Annotated in this window: 22 protein-coding genes; 12 read left to right on the forward strand and 10 right to left on the reverse strand. The window is 70.8% G+C overall.

All coding sequences use genetic code 11. From position 1 onward, the window contains the following. Positions 1 to 142 precede the first annotated feature (142 nt). Positions 143 to 511 (forward strand): BlaI/MecI/CopY family transcriptional regulator, encoded by a 369-nt coding sequence (locus A6F73_RS04125; RefSeq protein WP_063350923.1) that lies wholly within the window; start codon positions 143 to 145, stop codon positions 509 to 511. After that, a complete protein-coding gene (locus A6F73_RS04130; RefSeq protein ID WP_063346505.1) occupies positions 508 to 1,431 on the forward strand; it encodes a M56 family metallopeptidase in 924 nt (307 codons plus the stop codon). Before A6F73_RS04125 ends, A6F73_RS04130 begins: the two co-directional genes overlap by 4 nt. A gap of 38 nt (positions 1,432 to 1,469) precedes the next feature. Here A6F73_RS04130 and A6F73_RS04135 read toward each other — a convergent pair whose 3' ends face one another. Further along, on the reverse strand, positions 1,470 to 2,489 hold the full coding sequence (locus tag A6F73_RS04135; RefSeq protein ID WP_063346506.1) for an acetamidase/formamidase family protein: 1,020 nt from the start codon (positions 2,487 to 2,489) through the stop codon (positions 1,470 to 1,472). A 243-nt stretch (positions 2,490 to 2,732) separates the two neighbouring features. Then, a complete protein-coding gene (locus tag A6F73_RS04140) occupies positions 2,733 to 3,803 on the reverse strand; it encodes a C40 family peptidase (protein ID WP_063346507.1) in 1,071 nt (356 codons plus the stop codon). Between the two features lie 302 nt (positions 3,804 to 4,105). Between A6F73_RS04140 and A6F73_RS04145 the strand changes: the two genes are divergently transcribed. From A6F73_RS04145 to meaB, 3 genes are read left to right on the forward strand one after another with little or no spacing between them, the layout of a single operon-like run. After that, the gene (locus A6F73_RS04145) at positions 4,106 to 5,974 is read left to right on the forward strand and encodes a methylmalonyl-CoA mutase family protein (protein WP_063346508.1); all 1,869 of its coding nucleotides are present in this window, start codon (positions 4,106 to 4,108) and stop codon (positions 5,972 to 5,974) included. Next, entirely contained in the window at positions 5,971 to 8,175 is a 2,205-nt protein-coding gene (gene scpA, locus A6F73_RS04150) for a methylmalonyl-CoA mutase (protein WP_063346509.1), read from the forward strand. Before A6F73_RS04145 ends, scpA begins: the two co-directional genes overlap by 4 nt. Before the next feature lie 12 nt (positions 8,176 to 8,187). After that, positions 8,188 to 9,189 (forward strand): methylmalonyl Co-A mutase-associated GTPase MeaB, encoded by a 1,002-nt coding sequence (gene meaB / locus A6F73_RS04155; RefSeq protein ID WP_063346510.1) that lies wholly within the window; start codon positions 8,188 to 8,190, stop codon positions 9,187 to 9,189. A gap of 298 nt (positions 9,190 to 9,487) precedes the next feature. On the opposite strand, the gene A6F73_RS04160 is transcribed toward meaB, so the two are convergent. Both A6F73_RS04160 and A6F73_RS04165 read right to left on the reverse strand, forming a co-directional pair. After that, on the reverse strand, positions 9,488 to 9,961 hold the full coding sequence (locus tag A6F73_RS04160; protein WP_063346511.1) for a DIP1984 family protein: 474 nt from the start codon (positions 9,959 to 9,961) through the stop codon (positions 9,488 to 9,490). Positions 9,962 to 10,075: 114 nt separating this feature from the next. Continuing rightward, positions 10,076 to 10,903 carry a hypothetical protein gene (locus A6F73_RS04165; protein WP_063346512.1) on the reverse strand — a complete coding sequence of 276 codons (828 nt, stop codon included), beginning with the start codon at positions 10,901 to 10,903 and terminating at the stop codon, positions 10,076 to 10,078. 527 nt (positions 10,904 to 11,430) lie between these two features. Here A6F73_RS04165 and A6F73_RS04170 point away from each other — a divergent pair. Next, positions 11,431 to 11,667, forward strand: a complete 237-nt coding sequence (locus A6F73_RS04170) for a hypothetical protein (RefSeq protein WP_063346513.1) — start codon at positions 11,431 to 11,433, stop codon at positions 11,665 to 11,667. Between the two features lie 228 nt (positions 11,668 to 11,895). Here the strand turns inward: A6F73_RS04170 and A6F73_RS04175 are convergent, their stop codons facing one another. After that, positions 11,896 to 12,381, reverse strand: coding sequence for an ATP-binding protein (locus A6F73_RS04175; protein WP_159398350.1), 486 nt, complete (start codon positions 12,379 to 12,381; stop codon positions 11,896 to 11,898). Positions 12,382 to 12,599: 218 nt separating this feature from the next. On the opposite strand from A6F73_RS04175, the gene A6F73_RS04180 reads away from it, so the two are divergent. Beyond that, complete coding sequence (locus A6F73_RS04180; protein ID WP_107452818.1) at positions 12,600 to 13,844, forward strand: helix-turn-helix transcriptional regulator; 1,245 nt, start codon at positions 12,600 to 12,602, stop codon at positions 13,842 to 13,844. A gap of 12 nt (positions 13,845 to 13,856) precedes the next feature. Next, complete coding sequence (locus tag A6F73_RS04185; protein WP_063346516.1) at positions 13,857 to 14,330, forward strand: hypothetical protein; 474 nt, start codon at positions 13,857 to 13,859, stop codon at positions 14,328 to 14,330. Positions 14,331 to 14,351: 21 nt separating this feature from the next. On the opposite strand, the gene cyaB is transcribed toward A6F73_RS04185, so the two are convergent. The 3 genes from cyaB to A6F73_RS04200 all read right to left on the reverse strand — a co-directional run bounded on the left by cyaB (position 14,352) and on the right by A6F73_RS04200 (position 16,741). Next, complete coding sequence (gene cyaB, locus A6F73_RS04190; RefSeq protein WP_063346517.1) at positions 14,352 to 14,921, reverse strand: class IV adenylate cyclase; 570 nt, start codon at positions 14,919 to 14,921, stop codon at positions 14,352 to 14,354. Positions 14,922 to 15,033: 112 nt separating this feature from the next. Continuing rightward, entirely contained in the window at positions 15,034 to 15,615 is a 582-nt protein-coding gene (locus A6F73_RS04195; RefSeq protein ID WP_063346518.1) for an HD domain-containing protein, read from the reverse strand. A gap of 13 nt (positions 15,616 to 15,628) precedes the next feature. Next, the gene (locus tag A6F73_RS04200) at positions 15,629 to 16,741 is read right to left on the reverse strand and encodes a helix-turn-helix domain-containing protein (protein WP_063346519.1); all 1,113 of its coding nucleotides are present in this window, start codon (positions 16,739 to 16,741) and stop codon (positions 15,629 to 15,631) included. A gap of 268 nt (positions 16,742 to 17,009) precedes the next feature. Here A6F73_RS04200 and A6F73_RS42815 point away from each other — a divergent pair, with 268 nt between their 5' ends. Continuing rightward, positions 17,010 to 17,186 (forward strand): hypothetical protein, encoded by a 177-nt coding sequence (locus tag A6F73_RS42815; RefSeq protein ID WP_244293278.1) that lies wholly within the window; start codon positions 17,010 to 17,012, stop codon positions 17,184 to 17,186. Then, positions 17,183 to 18,370, forward strand: a complete 1,188-nt coding sequence (locus A6F73_RS04205; protein ID WP_244293279.1) for a methyltransferase domain-containing protein — start codon at positions 17,183 to 17,185, stop codon at positions 18,368 to 18,370. The genes A6F73_RS42815 and A6F73_RS04205 overlap by 4 nt, the downstream gene beginning before the upstream one ends. A 106-nt stretch (positions 18,371 to 18,476) precedes the next feature. Here the strand turns inward: A6F73_RS04205 and A6F73_RS41280 are convergent, their stop codons facing one another. Together A6F73_RS41280 and A6F73_RS04210 are read right to left on the reverse strand one after the other, a co-directional pair. Next, positions 18,477 to 18,851, reverse strand: coding sequence for a hypothetical protein (locus A6F73_RS41280; protein WP_159398351.1), 375 nt, complete (start codon positions 18,849 to 18,851; stop codon positions 18,477 to 18,479). Positions 18,852 to 18,952: 101 nt separating this feature from the next. Then, on the reverse strand, positions 18,953 to 19,555 hold the full coding sequence (locus A6F73_RS04210) for a superoxide dismutase (RefSeq protein ID WP_063346520.1): 603 nt from the start codon (positions 19,553 to 19,555) through the stop codon (positions 18,953 to 18,955). 175 nt (positions 19,556 to 19,730) lie between these two features. Between A6F73_RS04210 and tsaD the strand changes: the two genes are divergently transcribed. Continuing rightward, positions 19,731 to 20,783 (forward strand): tRNA (adenosine(37)-N6)-threonylcarbamoyltransferase complex transferase subunit TsaD, encoded by a 1,053-nt coding sequence (gene tsaD, locus A6F73_RS04215; RefSeq protein WP_063346521.1) that lies wholly within the window; start codon positions 19,731 to 19,733, stop codon positions 20,781 to 20,783. A gap of 211 nt (positions 20,784 to 20,994) precedes the next feature. Next, positions 20,995 to 23,280, forward strand: coding sequence for a M9 family metallopeptidase (locus A6F73_RS04220; RefSeq protein ID WP_063346522.1), 2,286 nt, complete (start codon positions 20,995 to 20,997; stop codon positions 23,278 to 23,280). Positions 23,281 to 23,330 lie beyond the last annotated feature (50 nt).

Raw genomic sequence — 23,330 nt, forward strand, 5'->3', positions numbered from 1 at the left:
CGGCGCACGCCGAAGCCCGCCCTCCGAAATGGAGGGCGGGCTTCGGCGTGCGCGGGCGACCCACACGCGAGAGGGCCGTACCATGGGCGGGTTCTAGCGGGCGAAGGGCGCCGGCGGGTCGGCGAGGGAGAGAACGGCGGTGCTGCGCGGGTTCGGCGACCTGGAGGCCGAGATCATGGACCGGCTGTGGTCCTGGGGTCGGCCCGCCACCGTACGCGAGGTGGTGGACGACCTCCAGCGTCAGCGGCCGGTCGCGTACACCACCGTCACCACGGTGGCCGACATCCTGCACACCAAGGGCTGGCTGCGCCGGGACAAGGTGGGCCGGGCCTGGGCGTACGAGCCGACCTGCACCCGGGAGGCGTACACCGCGCAGCTGATGCGCCAGGCGCTGGAGACCACGCCGGACCGGGCGGGTGCGCTGCTGCACTTCGTCGACGGGATGAGCAGCGACGAGGCGTCCGCGCTGCTGGCGGCGCTGGAACAGGTGAAGGCCCGGGACGCCGAGTGACCCTCGCGCTGCTCGGCCTCCACCTGGCCGTGACCGGGGTCCTGCTGCCGCGCCGGCTGGCCGGCTCGGCCCGGTTGCAGGCGCGCCCGGCGGCGGGCGCCGCGCTCTGGCTGGCCCTGATGGCCTCCTTCCTGGTCGCTCTGCTGCTGGCGGCGCACCACGCGGTGGAGCCGTTCGCCCACGAGCCGGCCGGGCTGGTCGGGCTGTTCCCGCACCCGGAGCCGGTCGGGCCCGTCGCCCCGCACACCCACGACTGGTGGCTGCTGGCCGCCGCCGGGGCCGCGATCGCCACGGTGGTGACGGCCGTCGGCGTCCGGGCCGGGCGGGCGCGCCGGCGGCACCGGGCGATGCTGGACCTGGTCGCCGTCCGGGACGGGCGCTGGGGCGCCCTGATCCTGGAGCACGCCCACCCGACCGTCTACTGCCTGCCCGGCCGCAGCTCCCGGGTGGTCCTGTCGCGCGGGGCGCTGCGGCTGCTGGACGAACGGCAGTTGGCCGCGGCGGTGGCGCACGAGCACGGGCACATCCGCGGCCGCCACCACCTGTTCCGGCTGCCGGCGGACACCTTCGCCCTGCTGTTCGGCCCGCTGCCGCTGGCCCGACACGGGCGGGCGGAGGTGGGGCTGCTGCTGGAGATGGCGGCCGACGACGCCGCGCTGGCGCGGGTGTCGCGCAGCGAACTGGCCTCCGCGCTCTGCGCCCTGGCGACGTCCGGGGCCCCGACGGGCGCCGCGCCGGGCGGGCCACTGGGCCCCGCATCGGGCGGGGCGCTGGCGGTGGCCGCCACCGGGGTGCTGGCCCGGGTCCGCCGACTGGCCCGCCCGGGGCACGGTCGGCGCGGGCGCCAACTGGCCTTCTGGATGGCGGTGTCGGCGCTCCCGCTGCTGCCGTACCTGCTGGCCTGCGCGCCGCACCCGTAGGGCGTCCGCCGCCCCCCGGTCACGATGCCGGGCGGACCCTACCGGTGCCGCAGGTACGCCTCGGCGGTCTCGCGCAGGCGGTCGTGCAGGCCGTCGTAGGCGCGGACCCGCCCGAGCAGGCTCTTCGGCAGCTTGGCGACCATCGTGTAGTTGGTGTCGCAGACGTTGGCGGCCGGCGCCAGCCCGGCCTGGCTGACCAGTTGGTAGGCGTCGAGCTGGTCCAGGCCGAGCAGGTGCCCGGTCCAGCCGACCAGGTCGTGCTGGCTGATCCGGAACGCGTCCTCCAGGGGGCGGGCGGAGCCGGTGCTGATCAGGAAGCGGTCGTCCTCCAGCCGGGGCCAGGCCGGTCCGCCGCCCTTGACCAGGTCGACGATCACGGTGGTGCGCATGGCCGCCTCCACCGCCGTCCCGCACACCTCCCCCTCCCCCTGGCGCGCGTGGCCGTCGCCGATGGCGAGCAGCCCGCCCGGGACGTTGACCCCGAAGTAGGCGGTGGTGCCGGCCCTCATCTCGGGGGTGTCCAGGTTGCCGCCGTGCGCGCCCGGCGTGATCGAGGCCAGCACCTCGCCGGCCGCCGGGGCGACCCCGACGGTGCCGTGCATCGGGTCGAGCGGGAGGTCCACCGTGAAGTCGCTGTTGCGGGCCCGGAATCGGCAGACGCCCGCCTTGAGGTCCAGGTCGTAGACCCAGACCCGCTCCTCCAGCGGCGGGTGCAGCATCGCCGTGCTGTGGGTCGCGGTCAGCGCGCCGAAGTGCGGGAAGGTGCTGGAGACGCCGTAGTCGCGGGCCGGGGTGATCTCCACGAAGTGCACCGCGAGGACGTCGCCGGGCTCCGCGCCCGCCACCGCGATCGGCCCGGTGACCGGGTTGAGGTAGGGGAAGACGCACACCTGGCTGGGCAGGTCGCCGGTGCCGCGCACCTTGCCGCCGAAGCAGTCCTCGGTGGTCAGTTCGACGATGGTGCCGGGCTGCACGGTGACGAGCGGTGCGCGCCCGCCGAAGGTGTAGGCGTAGTCGGCCGGGGCGGGGGCCAGCTGGACGGTCTCGGGCAGGCTCACGGGTTCTCCTCGCGGGTGGTGGGCGCGGGCGTGTCAACCATGGTGCTCTCTCTCCGTGACGACCCTGGGGGTGTGGGGAGACTGCGGAGGCAAGTATGTCCAGATGGCGGCCCCGGAGAACGCGAAGGCCCGCCCCCGCCGAGGCGGGAGCGGGCTGCCGGGCTGCCGGGCTGCCGGGCTGCCGGCCACAGCACACAGCACACAGCACACAGCTGCAGCCACGGACTACGGCTACGGCTACGGCTACGGCCGGACGGCGCCCACGTACGGCATGGCGCTGATCGGGAGGACCTCGACGTTCTTGCCGGTGCGCGGGGCGTGGATCATCTTGCCGTCGCCGATGTAGATGCCCACGTGGTGGATGTCGGGGTAGAAGAAGACCAGGTCGCCGGGCTGGAGGTCGGCGCGCTGGACGCGGGAGCCGGTGTTCCACTGGTCCTGGGACATCCGGGGCAGCTTGACGTTGCCCGCGCGGTAGGCGCCGCCGGTGAGACCGGAGCAGTCGAAGCTGTTGGGGCCGGTCGCGCCCCAGCCGTAGGGCTTGCCGAGCTGGGCGTAGGCGAACTGGAGGACGGCGGCGGCGCGACCGCTGGCGGGCGGCGCCGGGGTGTTCATGTTCGGGCGCTCCGAGGAGCGGGAGGCCCGGTCGGCGGCGGCCGCCGCCTGGGCCTCGGCCTTGGCCTTCTCGGCGTTCTGCTGGGCGTTGATCTTGGCGCGGTCCTCGGCGCTCAGCTTGTTGAGCATGCCCTGCGCCTGGGCGAGCTTGACCTGGATCTGCTTCTTCTTCTCCCCCAGCTCGGTGCCGACGGAGTCGAGCTGGGCCAGGGTGGCGGTGGCCTCGGCGCGGTCCTGGTCGAGCTTGCGCTGCTCGTTCTGGGCCTGCTTGAGCAGGGATATCTGGGAGTCGGCGAGGTGGTTCTGGACCGAGGCGCGCTCCAGGTAGGCGGCCGGGTCGGAGTCGAGCATCAGCTGGAAGGACGGGTCGATGCCGTTGGTGCGGTACTGGTCGGCGGCCACCGCGCCGAGCTGGGAGCGCAGCTCGTTCATCGCCTCCTGCCCGCGGGCGACCTTCTCCTGGATCTTGCTGGCGTCGCCCTGGAGCTTCTGCTGCTTCTCCTGGAAGCCGTTGAACTGCTCGACGGCCTGCTCGGCCTCCTCGTTGAGCTTGTCCACCTGCTCCTTGACGGAGGCCAGGTTGGGGGCGGGCTCGGCGTGGGCGGTGCCGGAGGCGAGGACGGCGCCGCCGGCCATGGCCGTGGTGAGGACCGCCATGCGGGCCCGGCTCGGGGGGCTGGGCTTGCGACGCTTTCCCATGGCGGGGGGCTCTCCTTCGGGGGACGGCAGGGGACGGCGAAGGCGGGCGAGGACCTACGGGGGTTCGGTCCCCGCCCACCTTCTTCGAAGTAACTTAATAGATGAGTGGAGGGGTTCCGCAATCCCCCTGTTCCGGGCCGTTCCGGGCGATCGATCGTGGCCCCCGGCACCGGCGTTGACCTCGGGTGCCACCGTCCGCGGCACTCCTCGCCGCCCGGAGTGCTGAGAACGTGCCAAATCGAGGGAAAGGTCACACGGGCCGCCCCTCCTGCGGGCCTGCGAACGAGCGCTAACCTGCGGTCATGAACGTCCTGCCCGAAGGGCTCCCCCTCGCCGCCGAATTCCCGGCCGCACACCGCGAGCAGTGGCAGCAGCTCGTCGAGGGCGTGCTGCGCAAGTCCGGCGCGCAGCCCGCGGACGGCGCCGCCGCCGAGCGGGCGCTCACCACCGAACTCCCGGACGGGCTGCGCGCCCGCCCGCTGTACACCGCCGAGGACGCCCCGGCCGAAGCCGGCTACCCCGGCTTCCCCCCGTTCGTCCGCGGCGGCCGGCCGCAGGGCGCGGCCGTCGCCGGCTGGGACGTCCGCCAGCGGCACGCCGACCCGGACCGCCGGCGCACCAACGAGGCGGTCCTGGCCGACCTGGAGAACGGCGTCGGCTCGCTCTGGCTGGAGCTCGGCGGCGCGGGCCTGCCCGTCACGGCCCTGCCCGAGACGCTGACCGGCGTGTACCTCGACCTGGCCGCCGTGGCACTCGACGCCGGGCCCGAATTCACCGCCGCCGCCGAGCAGTTGTTCGCCCTGTACGAGGAGCGCGAGGTCTCCCCCGGCGCCGCCGCCGGCAACCTCGGCGCCGACCCGCTGGGCCTCCAGGCCCGCACCGGCGAGACCGGACGCACCGCCGCGCTGCTCGCCGAGGCCACCGCGCTGGCCGCCCGCTGCGCCGCCGAGTACCCCGGCGTCCGGGCGCTGACCGTGGACGCCCTGCCCTACCACGAGGCCGGCGCCTCGCCCGCCCAGGAGCTGGGCTGCTCGCTCGCCACCGGCGTCGCCTACCTGCGGGCGCTCACCGCCGCCGGGCTGTCCGTGGACGCCGCGCTCGGCCAGCTGGAATTCCGCTACGCGGCCGACGCCGACCAGTTCCTCACCATCGCCAAGTTCCGTGCCGCGCGCCGCCTCTGGTCCCGCGTCGCCGAGGTGTCGGGGGCCTCCGCGGCCGCCTCGGCGCAGCGCCAGCACGCCGTCACCTCCCGGGTGATGATGACCGCCCGCGACCCGTGGGTGAACATGCTGCGCACCACCGTCGCCTGCCTCGCCGCCGGCGTGGGCGGCGCCGACGCCGTCACCGTGCTGCCCTTCGACAACGCCCTCGGCCTGCCGGACGCCTTCGCCCGCCGGATCGCCCGCAACACCCAGTCGATCCTGCTGGAGGAGTCCCACCTCGCCCGGGTGATCGACCCGGCCGGCGGCTCCTGGTACGTCGAGCAGCTGGGCGAGGAGCTGGCGGCGGCCGCCTGGGCCTGGTTCCAGGAGATCGAGCGGGCCGGCGGCCAGCAGACGGCGCTCACCGACGGGACGGTCCGCGAGCGGATCGCCGCGACCTGGGCGGAGCGCTCCGTCAAGCTCGCCAAGCGGCGCGAACCCGTCACCGGCGTCAGCGAGTTCCCGCACCTGGAGGAGCGGCCGCTGGTCCGCGAACCGGCCCCGGCCGCACCGGTCGGCGGGCTGCCGCAGGTGCGCCGCTCCGAGGCGTACGAGGCGCTGCGCGACCGCTCGGACGCGCAGCTCGCGGCCACCGGCGAGCGGCCGAAGCTGTTCCTGGCCTCGATCGGCACCGCCTCCGCGCACACCGCGCGCACCACCTTCGCCGCCAACCTGTTCCAGGCCGGCGGCATCGCGACGACCTCGCTGGAGTCCGTCGACCCGGCCGCCTTCGCCGAGGCCTTCACCGCCTCCGGCGCCACCGCCGCCTGCCTGTGCTCCAGCGACGCGCAGTACGGCGAGCACGCCGAGGCCGTCGCCGGCGCGCTGAAGGCGGCCGGAGCGGGGCGGGTGCTGCTGGCCGGTCGACTCGGCGAAGTCCCGGCAGGAGTAGACGAGTTCATCCACGCGGGCGGGGACGCCATCGCCGTCCTCACCTCCCTGCTCGACCAGATCGGAGTGGCACGATGATCCCCGACTTCACCGGAATCGGGCTGAACGGGGATCCCTCCGGGGACGTCACCGACGGCCAGTGGCGGGCCGCCTGGCGGCAGTCCACCGGCAAGGACGTCGACGAACTGGTCTGGGACACCCCCGAGGGCATCGGCGTCAAACCGCTGTACACCACGGCGGACCTGGCCGGCCTGGACTTCCTGGAGACCTACCCGGGCATCGCCCCGTACCTGCGCGGGCCGTACCCGACCATGTACGTCAACCAGCCGTGGACCGTCCGCCAGTACGCGGGCTTCTCCACCGCCGAGGAGTCCAACGCCTTCTACCGCCGCAACCTGGCGGCCGGCCAGAAGGGCCTCTCGGTCGCCTTCGACCTGCCGACCCACCGCGGCTACGACAGCGACCACCCGCGCGTCACCGGCGACGTCGGCATGGCGGGCGTGGCGATCGACTCGATCTACGACATGCGCCAACTCTTCGACGGCATCCCGCTGGACAAGATGTCGGTGTCGATGACCATGAACGGCGCCGTCCTGCCCGTCCTGGCCCTGTACATCGTGGCCGCCGAGGAGCAGGGGGTGGCACCCGAGAAGCTGGCGGGGACCATCCAGAACGACATCCTCAAGGAGTTCATGGTCCGCAACACCTACATCTACCCGCCGCAGCCGTCGATGCGGATCATCTCGGACATCTTCGCGTACACCTCGCAGAAGATGCCCCGGTACAACTCCATCTCCATCTCCGGCTACCACATCCAGGAGGCCGGGGCCACCGCCGACCTGGAGCTGGCCTACACCCTGGCCGACGGGGTGGAGTACCTGCGCGCGGGCCTGGACGTGGGCCTGGACGTGGACGCCTTCGCGCCGCGGCTGTCGTTCTTCTGGGCGATCGGCATGAACTTCTTCATGGAGGTCGCCAAGCTGCGCGCGGCCCGGCTGCTGTGGGCCAAGCTGGTCAAGCAGTTCGACCCGAAGAACGCCAAGTCGCTGTCGCTGCGCACCCATTCGCAGACCTCCGGCTGGTCGCTCACCGCCCAGGACGTGTTCAACAACGTGACCCGCACCTGTGTGGAGGCGATGGCCGCCACCCAGGGCCACACCCAGTCGCTGCACACCAACGCGCTCGACGAGGCGCTGGCCCTGCCCACCGACTTCTCCGCCCGGATCGCCCGCAACACCCAGCTGCTGCTCCAGCAGGAGTCCGGCACCTGCCGGGTCATCGACCCGTGGGGCGGCTCCGCCTACGTCGAGAAGCTCACCCACGACCTGGCACGCCGCGCCTGGCAGCACATCCAGGAGGTCGAGGCGGCCGGCGGCATGGCCAAGGCCATCGACGCGGGCATCCCGAAGATGCGCGTCGAGGAGGCCGCCGCCCGCACCCAGGCCCGGATCGACTCCGGCCGCCAGCCCGTCATCGGCGTCAACAAGTACCGGGTGGACAGCGACGAGCAGATCGACGTGCTCAAGGTCGACAACTCCTCGGTACGCGCCCGCCAGCTCGAAAAGCTGCGCCGGCTCCGGGAGGAGCGCGACGAGGCGGCCTGCCAGGACGCGCTGAACGCGCTCACCCGGGCCGCCGAGGCCGGCCCGCAGCGCGGCGGCTCGCTCGACGGCAACCTGCTGCACCTGGCCGTCAACGCGGCCCGGGCGAAGGCCACCGTCGGCGAGATCTCGGACGCCCTGGAGAAGGTGTACGGCCGGCACAGCGGCCAGATCCGTACCATCTCCGGTGTGTACCGAGACGAAGCGGGCCCCTCGGCCTCCCTCCAGCGCACCCGCGACCTGGTCGAGCGGTTCGAGCGGGCCGAAGGCCGGCGCCCGCGCATCCTGGTCGCCAAGATGGGCCAGGACGGCCACGACCGCGGCCAGAAGGTGATCGCCACCGCCTTCGCCGACCTCGGCTTCACCGTGGACGTCGGCCCGCTCTTCCAGACCCCCGACGAGGTCGCCCGCCAGGCCGTCGAGGCGGACGTGCACATCGTCGGCGTCTCCTCGCTCGCCGCCGGGCACCTCACCCTGGTCCCCGCGCTGCGCACCGCACTCGCCGAGGCCGGCCGGGAGGACATCACCATCGTGGTCGGCGGGGTGATCCCCCCGCAGGACTTCGACGCGCTGTACGAGGCGGGAGCGGCGGCGGTCTTCCCGCCGGGCACCGTCATCCCGGACGCCGCCTACGACCTCCTCACCTCGCTGGCGGCCGACCTCGGCCACGAGCTGTGAGATTTTGATCGTATGCCTCCGCGGACGATCGACCTCGACAGCTATGTGACGGGTGTCCTCGACGGCTCGCGCGCCTGGATCGCGCGCGCCGTCACCCTCGTCGAGTCCACCCGGCCCGACCACCGCGCGCTCGCGCAGCAGTTGCTCCAACGGCTGCTGCCGCACGCGGGCGGCGCCGTCCGGGTGGGCATCACCGGCGTCCCCGGTGTCGGCAAGTCGACCTTCATCGACTCCTTCGGCACCATGCTCACGGGGCTCGGCCACCGGGTCGCCGTGCTCGCCGTCGACCCCACGTCCAGCCGAACCGGCGGCTCCATCCTCGGCGACAAGACCCGGATGGAACGCCTCGCCGTCGACCCGCACGCCTTCGTCCGCCCCTCGCCCACCTCCGGGACGCTGGGCGGCGTCGCCAAGGCCACCCGGGAGTCCATGGTGGTGATGGAGGCCGCCGGCTACGACGTGGTCCTGATCGAGACGGTGGGAGTCGGCCAGTCCGAGACCGCCGTCGCCGGGATGGTCGACACCTTCCTACTGCTCAGCCTCGCCCGCACCGGCGACCAGTTGCAGGGCATCAAGAAGGGCGTCCTGGAGCTGGCCGACGTCATCGCCGTCAACAAGGCCGACGGCCCGCACGAACCCGACGCCCGCGCCGCCGCCCGCGAACTCGCCGGCGCCCTACGGCTGTTGCAGGCCCCCGACGCGGCGTGGACGCCCCCGGTGCTGACCTGCAGCGGCCGCGACGGCGCCGGACTCGACGTGCTGTGGGAACGGCTCCAGCAACACCGCAAGGTCCTCGACGCCACCGGCGCACTGGCCGCGAAACGGCGGGAACAGCAGGTCGAATGGACCTGGACGATGGTCCACGACCAGCTCTACGCGCGGCTGCACGAACACCCCGAAGTGCGGCGGCTCGCGGTCGAGTTGGAGGCCCAGGTGCGCGCCGGCACCATACCGGCGGGGCTGGCCGCGCAGCAGATCCTGGACGCCTTCTTCGGCTTCTTCGGCGCGCCCTGACGGGAGACGCTTCTCGGGTGGCCCTGGGGAGGAAAAGGTGCGAGGGCCGTGCTGGTGTGCACGGCCCTCGCACCGGGTGTGGGGCGCCCCGTTCCCGCCCTCGTCGCCCGGATCTGCACGTGGTGGTGAGCTGTTCGGTGTGCTCTGTCACCTGTACGCGATGCTGAGCTGCATTGTTTGATGAGGAATCGAACCCCCTGCGTTGCTCTTCACGCGCCAAGGACCGGATAAACCGCCGGCCCGCGGTGTGTGCACGCCTCCGTGGCGACTACCTGCTTCCCACACCCAGCTGGTGGGGTCAGTCCTCGATCAGGTCGATCTCCCAGTTGGTGCGCTGGATCAGGGTGTCCACCTCGCGGATCTCCTTCGCCAGGGCGTCCGCCTGGGCGCGGAGCTCGGCGACCGGCAGGGCGGAGAGCATCCTCAGTTCGGACCGCAACTGCCGTACGGCGCCGCGCTGGTCGCGCCCGGAGGCGGCGTCGGCGGCTGCGGTGATCACCGAGTGGCGCAGCCGCAGGACGTCCCGGCGGGCGAGGGCGTCGGTCAGCGTGCCGCCGCCCTCGATGAGCGCGGTGGAGTTGGTCCGGTTGATCTGACGGATCAGCCGCTCCAGCTCGTCCAGCACCTCTCCGGCCTGGGCCAGGACCTCCGCCGCGGGCTCGGCCGGCTCCTCGCCCTCCTGGTAGCGGGCACTGCCGACGACGCGCGCCCGCAACTGCTCCACCCGCCGCACCGCAGCCGCGCGCTGCGCGAGCGCTTCAGCCAGTTTCACCGCGTCATCACCTCTACGTCCTACTGATCGTCCGGCAAGTATGCACGTCAGTGCCTGCCGGCACGGTTCGCGGGGTGGGGTCGGCCAGGCCGACCCGGCAGGCGCCGGGCGGGTTCATGCCTCTCGACGGCGTTCGGCCGCTGCCCGTACGTCCGCCAGCGCCCTCGCCCGGTCGACCGGCGGGGGCGAGAAGCGTCCGGGCGCCGCCAGGACGTGCTCCTCCCAGCGGTCCTGCCAGAACTCCACCGTCCAACCGGGCCATCGCTGCGGCATCTCGTACGCCTCTGCCGACGCCCCGAGCACCCACCAGCCCACCCGCCGACGCAGCGGATCGACGTGGATGCCGGCATCGGCCGACGCCTCGCAGACCCCGTGCTCGGGGCCGCCCGCCAGTCGGTCGAGCAGCGCAGCCCCCTCCCGGACCGGATGGTCGTTGACGTTCGCCAGCACGTAGCAGTGCTCCGTCCCGACCGCCCTGACCGTCACCACCGCAACCATCGGCTCGGGGTCAGCCAGCTCCTCGTCGCCCGGTTCGAGCAGCGGCCCCACCGCATGCCCGCGCCCACGAGCACGGACGTGTTCGGGGTCCAGCCCCAGGTACGTCCGCAGCTCGGCAGGGCCGTCGTACATCCACCGGACGTCCCACCCCACCCATGCCTCCCGCAACAGCTCCAGAGTGGCCGCCCTGTGGCGCATCTCGGCGCTCGGCCCTTCCCAGGCGAACAGCATCAGCACCTTCCGGCCGAGGTCGATCAGCGCCGCACCCTGGCAGTGCACATCGTCCAGCCACCAGTCGACCGCTCTCAGGCGCCGGACCATCGAGAGCGCCTCCGCCGGCCCGGCCAGGAGGTCGAGGTCGATTCCTACCGCCCCGAACCGCGACAGGTACAGCTCGAACTCACCGCTCTCGCGGACAACGACAAAATTCGCACGATCACCCATCCGCCCAGGATGACCACCCCCAGCACCGGGCCGCCACCACATTTGACGCACCCACGTGGGCACGACCCCAGGGCCGTCACTCGATCCACCGGCATCACCTGACAACCGATCAAAATCACTTGCCGAGGATGCTCGGGCGGCTCACCCCACCCCGACGCATTACTCAGTGGACTGACCACCACCGACACCCTCTGAGCCAATCGGGCACAACCGCCAGCACAGGGCCTGACGTCGATGTCTCTGAGCCGGGGCACGATAGGTGGAACTGACGCGGTGTGGTGACCTGGCCGTTTCGACCCGGTGGGACACGTTTGTTGGAACCATCTGGCCATTCTTCTTGCCACCTGCGGTGGATTGCCATTCATGTTGGAACCAGTTCCGAACTACCCGGGCTCGCGGCGTCCGTGGCCGCTCCTCTGAGGGCTTGGAACCGAGCGAGCGCGTACGCAGGACAACTGGAGCGGCGGGGACGACAGCGGTTCAGCCGTTGTAGTCACACCGCGCCGCTTGGGACCTATCCTGAACCAATGCTTCACGAGCTGTGGGACGAAGGCGAGGAGGGAAAGATGTTCTGCCTGGCCGGACCGCGCGGAGACGGGGCTCGTGCGCTCTTGTCCGAAGGTGCCCGGCTCGTGTGGACCGTTGAGGCCGCGAGCTACTTCGACGCGATGACGTTGTACTACCAGCGCATGGGCTGGGGCACCTACACCACAGAACACCCGGAGTGGGACAACCGGACCTACGCCGAGCACGGCTGGGAATGATCAACCCATTTCACGCCTTCAGTCACACACGCCTCACGAACTACAGCTGGAGTAGTAGCCCCAAGAGCGATTCCGGCGCTGGGGCACTCCGCTTCCAACAACCGTGACCAAGTCCCAGCCAACGTGTCCTGGCTCAGTCTCGGCAGCAGCCGAGACACCGACGCACAAGCCGATTCCTTACTGTCAGTCAACAATCCGTCACAGTCGCGAGGCGCCCGACGGTCGCCACTACGCCACCTCGCGCAGAGCGTGAAGGTCCAGCGCCGTGCCCCATCCATGCGTGGGGCACGGCACTTCGGCGACTTCCAGGCACTCGAACCAGACCACCTTGCCCACCCCCGCCGGGCGCCAGCCCCATGCGTGCGCCAGCGCTTCGACGAGCAGGAGGCCACGCCCGCTGGTCGATCCGGCGTCACGCTCGCGCTTCGGGAGTTCCGGGCACCGATCGGCGACCTCCACCCGTACCCGCCCGACACACCACCGGACGGTCACGGCACAGCGCTCCCTGGTGTGCACGAGCGCATTGGCGATCACCTCGCTGGCGCACAGCTCCACCTCCTGAAACCCGTCCGCCGACAGCGGCACACCCCACTCCCGCACGATCGCCCCCACCAACCGTCGCGCCACCGGCACGGCGTCGGCCCCGGGCGGCTCACCCCACTCCAGCGGAACCGGAAACCGCGCATTACTCAGTGGACTGACCACCACGGACACCCTCCAAACCAGCCGGGCACAACTGCCAGCACAGGGCCCGACGTTGGTGTCTCGGCAGCAGCCGAGACACCAACGCACAAGCCGATTCCTTACTGTCAGTCAACAATCCGTCACAGTCGTGAGACCATTGATCATGCGGTGCCCGCATACGGATATGCGAGGAACGCATCGGATTGCACCATGTGACCTGGCAGGCCTCGTAGCGTTGGGATGGGCTGTTGAACTGGAACTCGGCAGCGATCCGGGATGCCTCCCGGACGAGGAACTACGGCAAGATCATCGAGCTGGCTCGAACGTACCAGCGCATGACGCAGGTGCAGTTGGGCGAGGCATGTGGACTCTCACAATCAGCGATCTCACGACTGGAGAAGCGAGGCATCGCCCCCTACGCCATGGACGTGCTACTGCGACTGTCACAGCACCTGGGAATTCCAGCAGCTCTGCTCGGCCTCGCCGAAAATACGGTTCAGACGCGAATCGGAACTGAGAACGTGGAAAGACGTCAATTCCTGGGAGCAGCCGCAGCAATCGCGGCATCCCCCGTATTCACTGCCGCCGCGGGATCCACGGACGAGGCCGAGCAGCAAGCTGTCGCACTCCGAGTTGCCACCACCTCCTACCGTCGACTTGACGGGTCGACGCCCTCACGGGAGCTTGCCGATGTCGTCCACTCCCATCTGCGGTTGATCCAGGGGCTGATTGGCGCGGCACGGACCGATGCTCATCGGATCAGGCTCGCCGCCATCGCGAGCGAGGCGGCGAGCCTGGCCGCTTGGCTGGCGTGGGACATGGGAGACCACGGGTCCGCGCGGTCGTTCTACGGAGCTGCGATCAAAGCCGCGCGGTCAGGAGCACACCCACTGCTTGCCGCGTACCAGTCCGGAAGCCTCGCGCAGTTCGAAGCTCACACCGGCAACGCGGTCCAGGCGCTCAGTCTCACCCAGCGAGCCCGCAGCTTCCTGGAGCCTGCGCTTCCCGCAGTCGCCGACGCGTGGCTTTCATCGGTTGAGGCCCTCGGACATGCAGCCGCAGGCGACCAGCGCAGCGCCGACCGCGCCTTGACACGTAGCCGAGCCGTGCTTCAGGCAGACATCCGGGAAGAACCACCCCCATGGCCCTGGGTGTTCACCTTCGACGAGTCCAAAGTGGCCGCTGCCAGAGTGGCCTGCGGCGCGAAACTCGGACTCTCCAGGTGGGCATCAGAAACGGCGATCCCGGTCCCGGCGACCAGTCATGCGAAGCAACGCGCGCTGCTGTTGCTGGACATTGCAGCAGGCCATCTGGCCGCAGGACGGATCGAGACGGCATTCGCCCTCGCCACGCAAGCTCTGGAGATCGGACTCCAGTACCGTTCAGGTCGAATCGTCGAGAGAGGCCGCGCACTTCGACGGTCGTTCAGCACTTCCTCGCCGTCCAAGGTCGTGAGGGAGTTCGACGAGCGCCTGCACGGTGTCTATCTCTAGGAAGGGATCGCAGTGCGAATCGGAATCACGGGGCACCGGGGGCTGGCGGCCGGGGTGGAGGAGCAGGTTCGACGGCTGCTCGAAGACGCTCTCGCGGGCGAGGACCTGACTGGGCTCACGGTCGTGTCCTGCATCGCGGACGGGCCGGACGCGTGGATCGCGGAGATCGCGCTCGAACGGGGGGCGCGGCTGGAGGTCGTCATTCCGGCGGATCAGTACCGGGATGGGCTGCCGGGCTGGCATCACCCCGTCTACGACCGGCTGTTGAGCAGTGCCGACGCCGTTCACCGAACTGACCGGGTGGAGTCCGACGAAGCCGCCCACATGGCGGGGAGCGAGGTCCTGGTAGCCCAGGTCGACAAGCTCCTCGCCGTCTGGGACGGCCTGCCGGCCCGCGGCCACGGCGGGACGGCGGACGTGGTCGCCTACGCCCGCCAGCGCGGCGTGCCGGTTGAGGTGCTGTGGCCCCAGGGGGCACGCCGGTGAATGCGGAATGAGGTCTATCAGTCAGGCCGGTCGCACCGCCGCGACCGCGTCGGCGTACAGATCGGTGGTCAAGTCGGCGTCGCTGATGCCGAGTTCGGACAGCACCGCACGCACCAGGGCGAGGGCCGGCGCGAGGTCGGCCTCCGTGGCGGCCGTCGTCTCGACCTCGATGAACGTGGCGTCGTCCAACTCGGGAACGCGAACGAGCGTGGCGAGCAGGTGCCTCCCGTCGCGCTGGAAGCCGTAGTTGCGGCACCGCTTCTCGAACGCGATGCGAGGGGTGAAGCCCAGGCCCCGGATGATCTCGTGCGCGGCGTCGGCGTCCTCGACCTTCGTCTCGGACTCCGGCTTCGACCCGGACGCCTCGTCCACCCGGGCCCCCTTGTACGTGAGCACCGTGCGCCTGCCGTCCGGGCTGTGCACGGTACGGATCCGCAACTCGCGATCGGCGCCCATCAGGCTGCCGTCCGGGGCGTCGTAGTACGTGTCGCGGTAGACCTCGGCGCGGCCGGCACCGTGCCGGGCCTCCAGTTGCCTGCGCACGCCTTCCGGGTCGCGCACGACCGCCTTGAGCTCCGCTTCGATCGCCATCCTCGCCCCTCCGTCAGATCACGCGCTCGGCGCCGTCCACCATCACATCGAACTGCCGCCGCAAGACCGATACCGCAAGGTGCCGCCTTCAAGGCACGATCCGCGACCCGTGTCAGCTCGACTTCTCGCCGAGGGCAGCACGGAGCCAGTCGAGGGAGTCGGTTGCCAGGACGGCGTCGGCAAGTGCGTTGGCGGTCTTCGTGATGAGACGGCCACGGCTGTTGTCGATCCAGCGCTGAGCGTTCGCATAGCCCTGAGCCTTGTACTCGACGCCCTGGATCAGGCACTCCAGCTTGTCGGCATCCCGCGCGCAGACCGCCTCCGGAGAGTCCTTCGCTTCGTACTCCGCGACGAGATCCCGGATGGTCGAGGCGAGGATCTCCGGCATTCCGCCGACCTGGTCGGCCGTCACCGCCGCCGGGTCGGCGCCGGGCGCGTACTTCTTCCCCAGATGGTTGACGTCCCCGGTGCGCGTCTCCTGGGAGTCGTGCCAGACCGCGAGGAAGGCGGCCTGCGCCGGGTCCGCGCCTTCGAGCTTGGCAATGATCGAAGCGATCAACGCGGTTCGCCAGGAGTGTTCGGCGACCGATTCGGGATCGCGGACGCCGGCCATCCACCAGCCCGTACGCTTGGTCTGCTTGAGCGTCCCGGCTTCGAACAGGAACCTGGCCACCGGCGTCAGGTCGTCTGTCACTGTCTGGCTCCTCTCACGCCTCGACAAGGCGGATCGCGTAGCGGATGCTGTCGAGTTCGCGTCGCCCGCGCCGCGACAGCTCCCGACCATCCAACAGCACCGGGAGCCGTTCGCGCAGGGCGCGGGCCGCAGTTCCGGAGCGCAGCAGATCCGGCCGGACCTGGAGCAGTGACCACACACTGTGGATGTTCAACTCGGCGTACCCGCACTGCGGGCCGAGGCCCTGAACGAGGTGCGCGAGGAGCTTGTCGCCGGGCCACGGGCCCGGCGACCGGGCAGCGATGAAGTCGTCGGAGAGTTCGAGGTACGGGGCCTCGCCGACCCAGTACGCCCAGTAGTTGAGGTTCGCCATCGCGCCCGCCTCATCGGCGAGGGCCGTTTCGATGAAGTGGCTCATCCGATCCCGGTCACCGTGGCGGGCGGAGACCATGGCGACGGAACGGGAGTTGAGCCAGTGACTCAGCCAGTCGTTCGGCCGCTCGGAACGCTGCTGGTGGGCGAGCCACTCCCGCGTGTCACCCTGTTCGTCGTATCCGGCCAGGTACAGCGCTTGGCGGCGGGCGAGGAACTGGTCCGCTCCACGCGCTTCCTCGGCCGCGCGCCGCAGGTGCGTGTAGAACCGGGTGCGGTCGGGGGCGAGAAGTTCCGGTCCGGCCGGCGCTGGGCCCTTGCGTGGACGCGGCGGGGCCGGGAGGTCGCGAACAGTCTGCGGCGCTGCACCGCTGAGCGGCCACATGAGAATCTCCACGAGGTCGCGCCGTATCACCATCGCCCCGAGGGGGCTCCCGGCAGCCGGCGACTTCTCCTCAACGATGCCGGCGAGCAGGATGTCCGCCTCGAAGGATCGCTCCAGTGTTTGGAGGAGTGCGGGCGCTGCGCCCACCTGCATCAGCCGATGGCGGTAGGTGAACATCTGCCCGACAGGTACGGCCGTGAGCGGGCGCCGACCACTCTCACATCCGGCGATCGTGTCGGTCGACACGGCCAACCGCTCGGCGAACTCGTCCTGGGTGGCCCCACACTGTTCTCGTATCACCCGAAAGACGTACCCGGAGATAGTGCCCACGCGTGGGCGCCGAGGCCTCCCCTGACTATCAGTCAGGGACTGATGCGGGCTTGGCTGCATGAGAGCCCCCCACTTCGGGAGTTCGTGCCAACGTACCTGTACTCGTGGTCACTTCAGGTTCCGACTCCGGGACCCTACCGTCGTAGGCGTCCCCGACCGAGAGCGGTCGGAGACCCGTCGGCAGGTCTCGCTCCCTGCGACGGCGGCCCCGCTCTCATCAAGGAGCCTATCGGCCCGGCGGCACGCCAGTTGGTCGCTGTCACGTCCGTACACCTGGGCAAGCGCTCCACACGACAATCATCGCGAACAGGACAGATAGGAGGCACCCATGGGATGGGGAACCGGCAAGGACGGAAGCTCCGGTGGCGGCAGCGGGGGCAACGACGGCGGGCAGGGCAAGCACGCGAACAAGGACCGGAAGGACTTCGGGAAGGACAAGACGACCCCGGACACCTCGTCCGGGTCGTCGGCCGCCAAGCACCGCAAGGACGGCGACGGGAAGTGACGAGCCCGCAGAACGACCTGGAGCAGGCCGCCACGAAAGGCCTGCTCCGCGCGGTATCCCGCTCCCTCGGCCACGATGTGTCCGATGAGTGGCGAAGGGCCGCAGAGGCGACCCCGCGCCATCGTTTCCTCCCGGACCGGATCTGGCTTGCCGACGGTGACGGCTACCGGCTCTGCGACCGTGAACGTGAACCCGACCGCTGGCTCGCCGCCGCCGGTTCGGACGTTCCCGTGGTGACACAGGTCAACGACGGAGCGGAGCCGATGGACGTAGCCGATGCGTGGCCGTCGTCCTCCGCCTCCGAGCCGTCGATCGTCTTCCAGATGCTCGAACTCCTGGACATCGCACCGGGGATGCAGGTTCTTGAGATCGGCGCGGGCACCGGGTACAACGCAGCCCTGCTCTCCCACCGCCTCGGTGGGGCGAACGTGACGACGATCGAGATCGACGCCGCCGTGGCCCACCGCGCCCGGACCAACCTCGACGCCACCGGCTACGCACCCACCGTCGTCTGCGGCGACGGAAGTCTCGGCTGGAATGCCGCGTCGCCGTTCGACCGGATCATGGCCACCTGCTCCGTGAAGCGCGTTCCGGGCGAGTGGATCAGCCAGACCAGGCCGGGCGGGCAGATCCTCACCCCTTGGTACGACGAGTGGAGCTGCGGCGGGCTCCTCCGCCTGACCGTCACCGGCGACGGTACCGCCACCGGGCGGTACACCGCCGACAGCGCCTTCATGCTGATGCGTACCCAGCGCCGCGACCTCCGCCTCTTTCGGGACGTCGTCATGGACGAGCACGTACCGGACGAGTCCACGACCACGCTCGACCCCTGGGCCGTCGCAGACTCGGAGTTCGAGACCCAGTTCGCCCTCGGGCACCGCCTCGGCGACCTCTGGTACGCCTGGCACCACGACCCCGATCTCGACGACGTCGAGACGCGCCTCTGGGTGGCCACGACCGACGGCGGCTCCTGGGCCGCCGTCGACTGGGACGGCACCGAGAACACCGAGCGGTACACGGTCTGGCAGCACGGCCCGCGCCGCCTGTGGGACGAAGTCGAGGCCGCCCACCGCTGGTGGCTGGACAATGACCGCCCCGGTCCGAGCCGCCTCGGCCTCACCATCGGCCCCGGCGGCCATCAGGCCTGGCTGGACGACCCGACGAATGCGTGGCCCCTGCCGTAGGGGAATGGATCGCCCGTCGCATTCGGCACGGCCCCGGATCGCCGGTCCGGGGCTGCTTGCCTGAATCCGATCGGATGTTCCAGGTGGTCAACAGCCCGACAACTGGTCACGTGGAGAGCGGAATTGGCGTTACCTTGGATCGGGTGTCGAGCTGAGCCGGAGGGGCGTGGTGGATCGCCGGGGATTCGTGGCCGCCTCCAGTGCGTACGCGCTTGCGGCGTTGGGCCTGCCCGACCCTGATGCCATCCTGCGGCGGGTGCAGGGAAAGACTGACAGCACAGTGAAGGTCGGCCGGGGCGAGGTCGCAGCGATCCGCCGGATGACGAAGTCGCTGGGCGACGCGGCCGCCGAGCTCGGTGGCGGCCATGCCCGCCATCTCGCCGTCCGCTACCTGCACGACGACGTCGCGCCCTGGCTGGACGGGACGTGGAGTGAAGCCGTCGGCCGGGAGCTGTTCGCGGCGACCTCCCAACTCGTCCATGCGGCTCGCCTGGCGGCACCGGAAGGCGTTGTTGCAGCTCTCCTGACACAAGGAAGGCCCCGGACCGCCCGACCGGTCCGGGGCCGTTCACCTCGTGCGCGTCAGACGGTCTTGGCGGCCGCGAAGCGGGACGAGACGTCCTGCCAGTTGACGACGTCCCAGAGCTTCTCGACGTAGTCGGGGCGCACGTTGCGGTACTGCAGGTAGTACGCGTGCTCCCAGGCGTCGAAGGCGAGCAGCGGGGTGGTGCCCTGGCCGACGTTGCCGTGGTGGTCGTAGACCTGCTCGACGATCAGGCGCTTGCCGAGGGGCTCCCAGGAGAGGATGCCCCAGCCGGAGCCCTGCACGCCGGTGGTGGCGGTGGTGAGCTGCTTGCGGAAGGCCTCGAAGCTGCCGAAGTGCTCGGTGATGGCGTCGGCCAGCTCGCCCTCGGGGCGGTCGCCGCCCTCCGGGGAGAGGTTCTCCCAGAACAGCGAGTGCAGCACGTGGCCGGACAGGTGGAAGGCGAAGGTCTTCTGCAGGCCGACCAGGCCGCCGAACTGCTCCTTGTCGCGCGCCTCGGCCAGCTGGTCCAGGGTGTCGTTCGCACCCTTGACGTAGGCGGCGTGGTGCTTGGAGTGGTGCAGTTCGAGGATCTCGGGGGACATCGCCCGCTCAAGCGCGGAGTAGTCGTACGGCAGGTCGGGAAGCGAGTAGGTGCCCATGCTGGGACACAGCCCCTTTCGATGAACAGTGATGATCGTGCCGGGACAACACTATTGCGTATGAGTTGCAGGAACGAAGCATGGGCTCCTGCTTATTCCTCACGTCTCGTCGGGCACAATGGTCGCGAGTGCATGTAATGAGTGATGAGGGTGAGTGACTGTGACAGGGTCACCGGTGGTGCTGGGGATCGAGTCCTCCTGCGACGAGACCGGCGCGGGTCTGGTCCGGGACGGCGTACTGCTCGGGCAGGCGGTGGCGTCGTCGATGGACGAGCACGCCCGCTTCGGCGGGGTGGTGCCGGAGATCGCCGCCCGGGCGCACGTCCACGCGATGGCGCCGGTGGTCGGCGAGGCGCTGGCGCGGGCCGGGCTGACGCTCGCCGACATCGGCGCCGTCGCGGTGACGACCGGTCCGGGGCTGGCCGGGGCGCTCCAGGTCGGGGTGGCCGCGGCCAAGGGCTACGCGTTCTCGCTCGGCGTCCCGCTGTACGGGGTGCACCACCTGGCCGGGCACGTCGCCGCCGCGACGCTGGACGGCGGGCCGCTGCCGAACCCCTGCGTGGTGCTGATCGTCTCGGGCGGGCACACCTCGCTGCTGCTGGTGCGCGACCTCGCCCGCGATCCGATCGTCCACCTCGGCGACACCCTGGACGACGCGGCCGGCGAGTGCTTCGACAAGGTCGCCCGGATCCTCGGCCTCCCCTACCCCGGCGGGCCGGCGATCGACCGGGCGGCCCGGGACGGCGACCCGACGGCCGTCCGCCTGCCGCGGCCGCTGACCGGACCGCGGGACGACCCGTACGCGTTCTCGTTCTCCGGGCTCAAGACGGCCGCCGCCCGCTGGGTGGAGGCGCAGCGCTCGGGCGGCTCGGACCCGTACGTCCCGGACGCGGCGGCAGGGTTGCAGGAGGCGATCGCCGACGTGCTGACCCGCAAGGCGGTGCGGGCCTGCACCGATCACGGGATCAACACCCTGGTGGTGGTCGGCGGGGTCGCGGCGAACTCCCGGGTGCGGTCGCTGGCCGAGGAGCGCTGCGCGGCGGCCGGGATCGCGCTGCGGGTGCCGCCGCTGAGGCTCTGTACGGACAACGGGGCGATGGTGGCGGCGATCGGCGATCTGCTGGTCCGCTCCGGCGCCGAGCCGGCTCCGGCGGAGCTGTCGGTGGATCCGTCGGCGCCGCTGGAGTTCGCGGCGTTGACGCCGTTGGCGCGGACTGCCGTGGCCTGACGGCGGGTTGATCCGCCGTCGGGCCGACCTGACGGGGTGCGCCGGCCTGACGCGGCGCGCCGACCTGACAACGGTTCGATCTCGCCCGACGCGAATCCGTTCCCAAGCCTTCCCCCGGCCGCAACAGGTGTGACATTTTACATGTCACACATCAGGAACCGTGTGCCCCCAACCACACGGCAACCCTCAACGGCCCCGGAGGCCCCCACAGATGCGTCCCTCCCGGATAGCGAAGGCCGGCGCGCGCAGACTCCCTGCGCTCGGCGTCGCCTTCTTCCTCGCACTCGGTCTCTTCGCACCCCAGGCCCACGCCGCCGACGCCCCTGCGGCCCACGCCTCGACCACCCCCACCGGCAAGGCGGCCGCACCGCACTCCGTGCCCGTGCCCAAGTCCCCCGACACCCCGAAGGACGCCCGCCCGCTGGCCGCCGACGAGCAGGCCAAGACGAGTGCCCCGACGGCGGCCAGCACCACCGGGGCCGGGGTCGACGCCAAGGCCGACAAGGCCGCCAAGCAGCTCGCGGCCGCCCCCGCCTGCGACGTCTCCGCCTTCACCGGCAACACCGGGGCCGCGCTCGTCCAGCGGGTCAAGGCCGCCGGCCTCGACTGCGTCAACACGCTGTTCACCCTGACCGGCAACGACGCCAAGGCCGCGTTCAACGAGGCCCAGATGGCCACCGTCGCCAACGCCCTGCGGGACGTCTCCGCCACCTACCCCGGCGACGACTCCACCTCCGCCGGCCAGCTGGTCCTGTTCCTGCGCGCCGGCTACTACGTGCAGTGGTACAACCCGGACGTGGTCGGCCCGTACGGCGCCACCCTGCAGACCGCCATCCGCGGCGCCCTCGACGGCCTCTTCGCCGCCCCGCACAGCAAGGACGTCACCGAGGCCAACGGCGCGACCCTCGCCGAGGCCGTCACCCTGATCGACAGCGCCCAGGAGAACGCCCGCTACACCGGCGTCGTCAAGCGCCTGCTCGCCGACTACACCGACGCCTGGACCGGCTCGATGGCCACCGCCGTCGCCAACACCAAGACCGTCATCGAGCGCGGCTTCGACCTCCCCGCCTTCACCGCGGCCCTCCAGGCCGACCCCTCCTTCGCCACCACCATGGCGTCCTTCGTCACCCGCAACAGCTCCCAGCTGAACGGCTCCGACGTGGTCACCTCGATCGGCATCCAGATCGGCAACCTGGTCGCCAACGACGCCACCAGGGCCCAGGGCCGGCCGATCGTCAAGGACCTGGTCAACCGCTACCCGCTGGTCGGCGCCACCGCCCCGCTCACCATGAACCTGGTCTGGTTCGCGGAGAAGAAGGACACCGGCAACTGCGCCTACTACGGCACCTGCGACCTGGCCGCCCGGCTCGTCCCGCTCGTGCTCACCGTCGACCACACCTGCAACGCCAACCTGCGCATCCGCGCCCAGGACATGACCGCGCAGCAGCTCGCCGACACCTGCACCAGCCTGATCAACGAGGACCAGTTCTTCCACCAGGTGGTCAAGGACAACGGCCCGGTCGCCAACGACAACAACACCAGCCTTGAGGTCGTCGTCTTCGACGACTACTACGACTACAGCCTCTACGCCTGGAAGATGTACGACATCGCCGTCGACAACGGCGGCATGTACGAGGAGGGCGACCCGGCCAAGGCCGGCAACCAGGCCCGCTTCATCGCGCACGAGGCCGACTGGCTGCGCCCCGCCTTCCAGATCTGGAACCTCAACCACGAGTACACCCACTACCTCGACGGCCGCTACGACTTCTACGGCGACTTCAACGCCGGCATGACCACCCCGACCGTCTGGTGGGTCGAGGGCCTCGCCGAGTACATCTCGTACAGCTACCGGGGCGTCCACTACGACGCCGCCGTCGCCCAGGCCGGCAAGGGCACCTACGCGCTGAGCACCCTCTTCGACAACACCTACGACAACTCCGACTCCACCAAGGTCTACAACTGGGGCTACCTGGCCGTGCGCTACATGCTCCAGTCGCACCCGCAGGACGTGGACGCGCTCCTCGCCAAGTACCGCGTCGGCGACTGGAACGGCGCCCGCACCCTGCTCAAGACCACCATCGGCACCCGCTACGACGCCGACTTCGCCACCTGGCTCAAGGCCTGCGGCGCCGACAACTGCGGCAGCCTGCCCACCAGCCAGGCCCCGCTGTGCACCGCCGGCGACACCCGGCAGTACGACAAGAACTGCCGCCGCGACGGCGTCGCCGCCACCACCGGCAACTACAGCTACAACTTCCTCAACCTGCCCGCCGGCGTGAAGCAGCTGACCATCACCACCAGCGGCGGCACCGGCAACGCCGACCTCTACTACAACGGGGGTGCGTGGGCCACCACCGGGTCGAACCTGGCCAAGTCCACCAACGCCGGCAACGGCGAGACCCTCACCATCACCAACCCGCCGTCCGGCTGGGTGTACTTCAGCCTCTACGCCCAGCAGGGCTTCGGCGGCGTAACCGTCACCACGACGTACAACTGACCTGCGCATACCGGACATCGAGGAGGGCCCCGCGTGCGGCGGGGCCCTCC

The organism is Streptomyces sp. MJM8645 (assembly GCF_001625365.1).
Taxonomy (GTDB): Bacteria; Actinomycetota; Actinomycetes; order Streptomycetales; family Streptomycetaceae; genus Kitasatospora.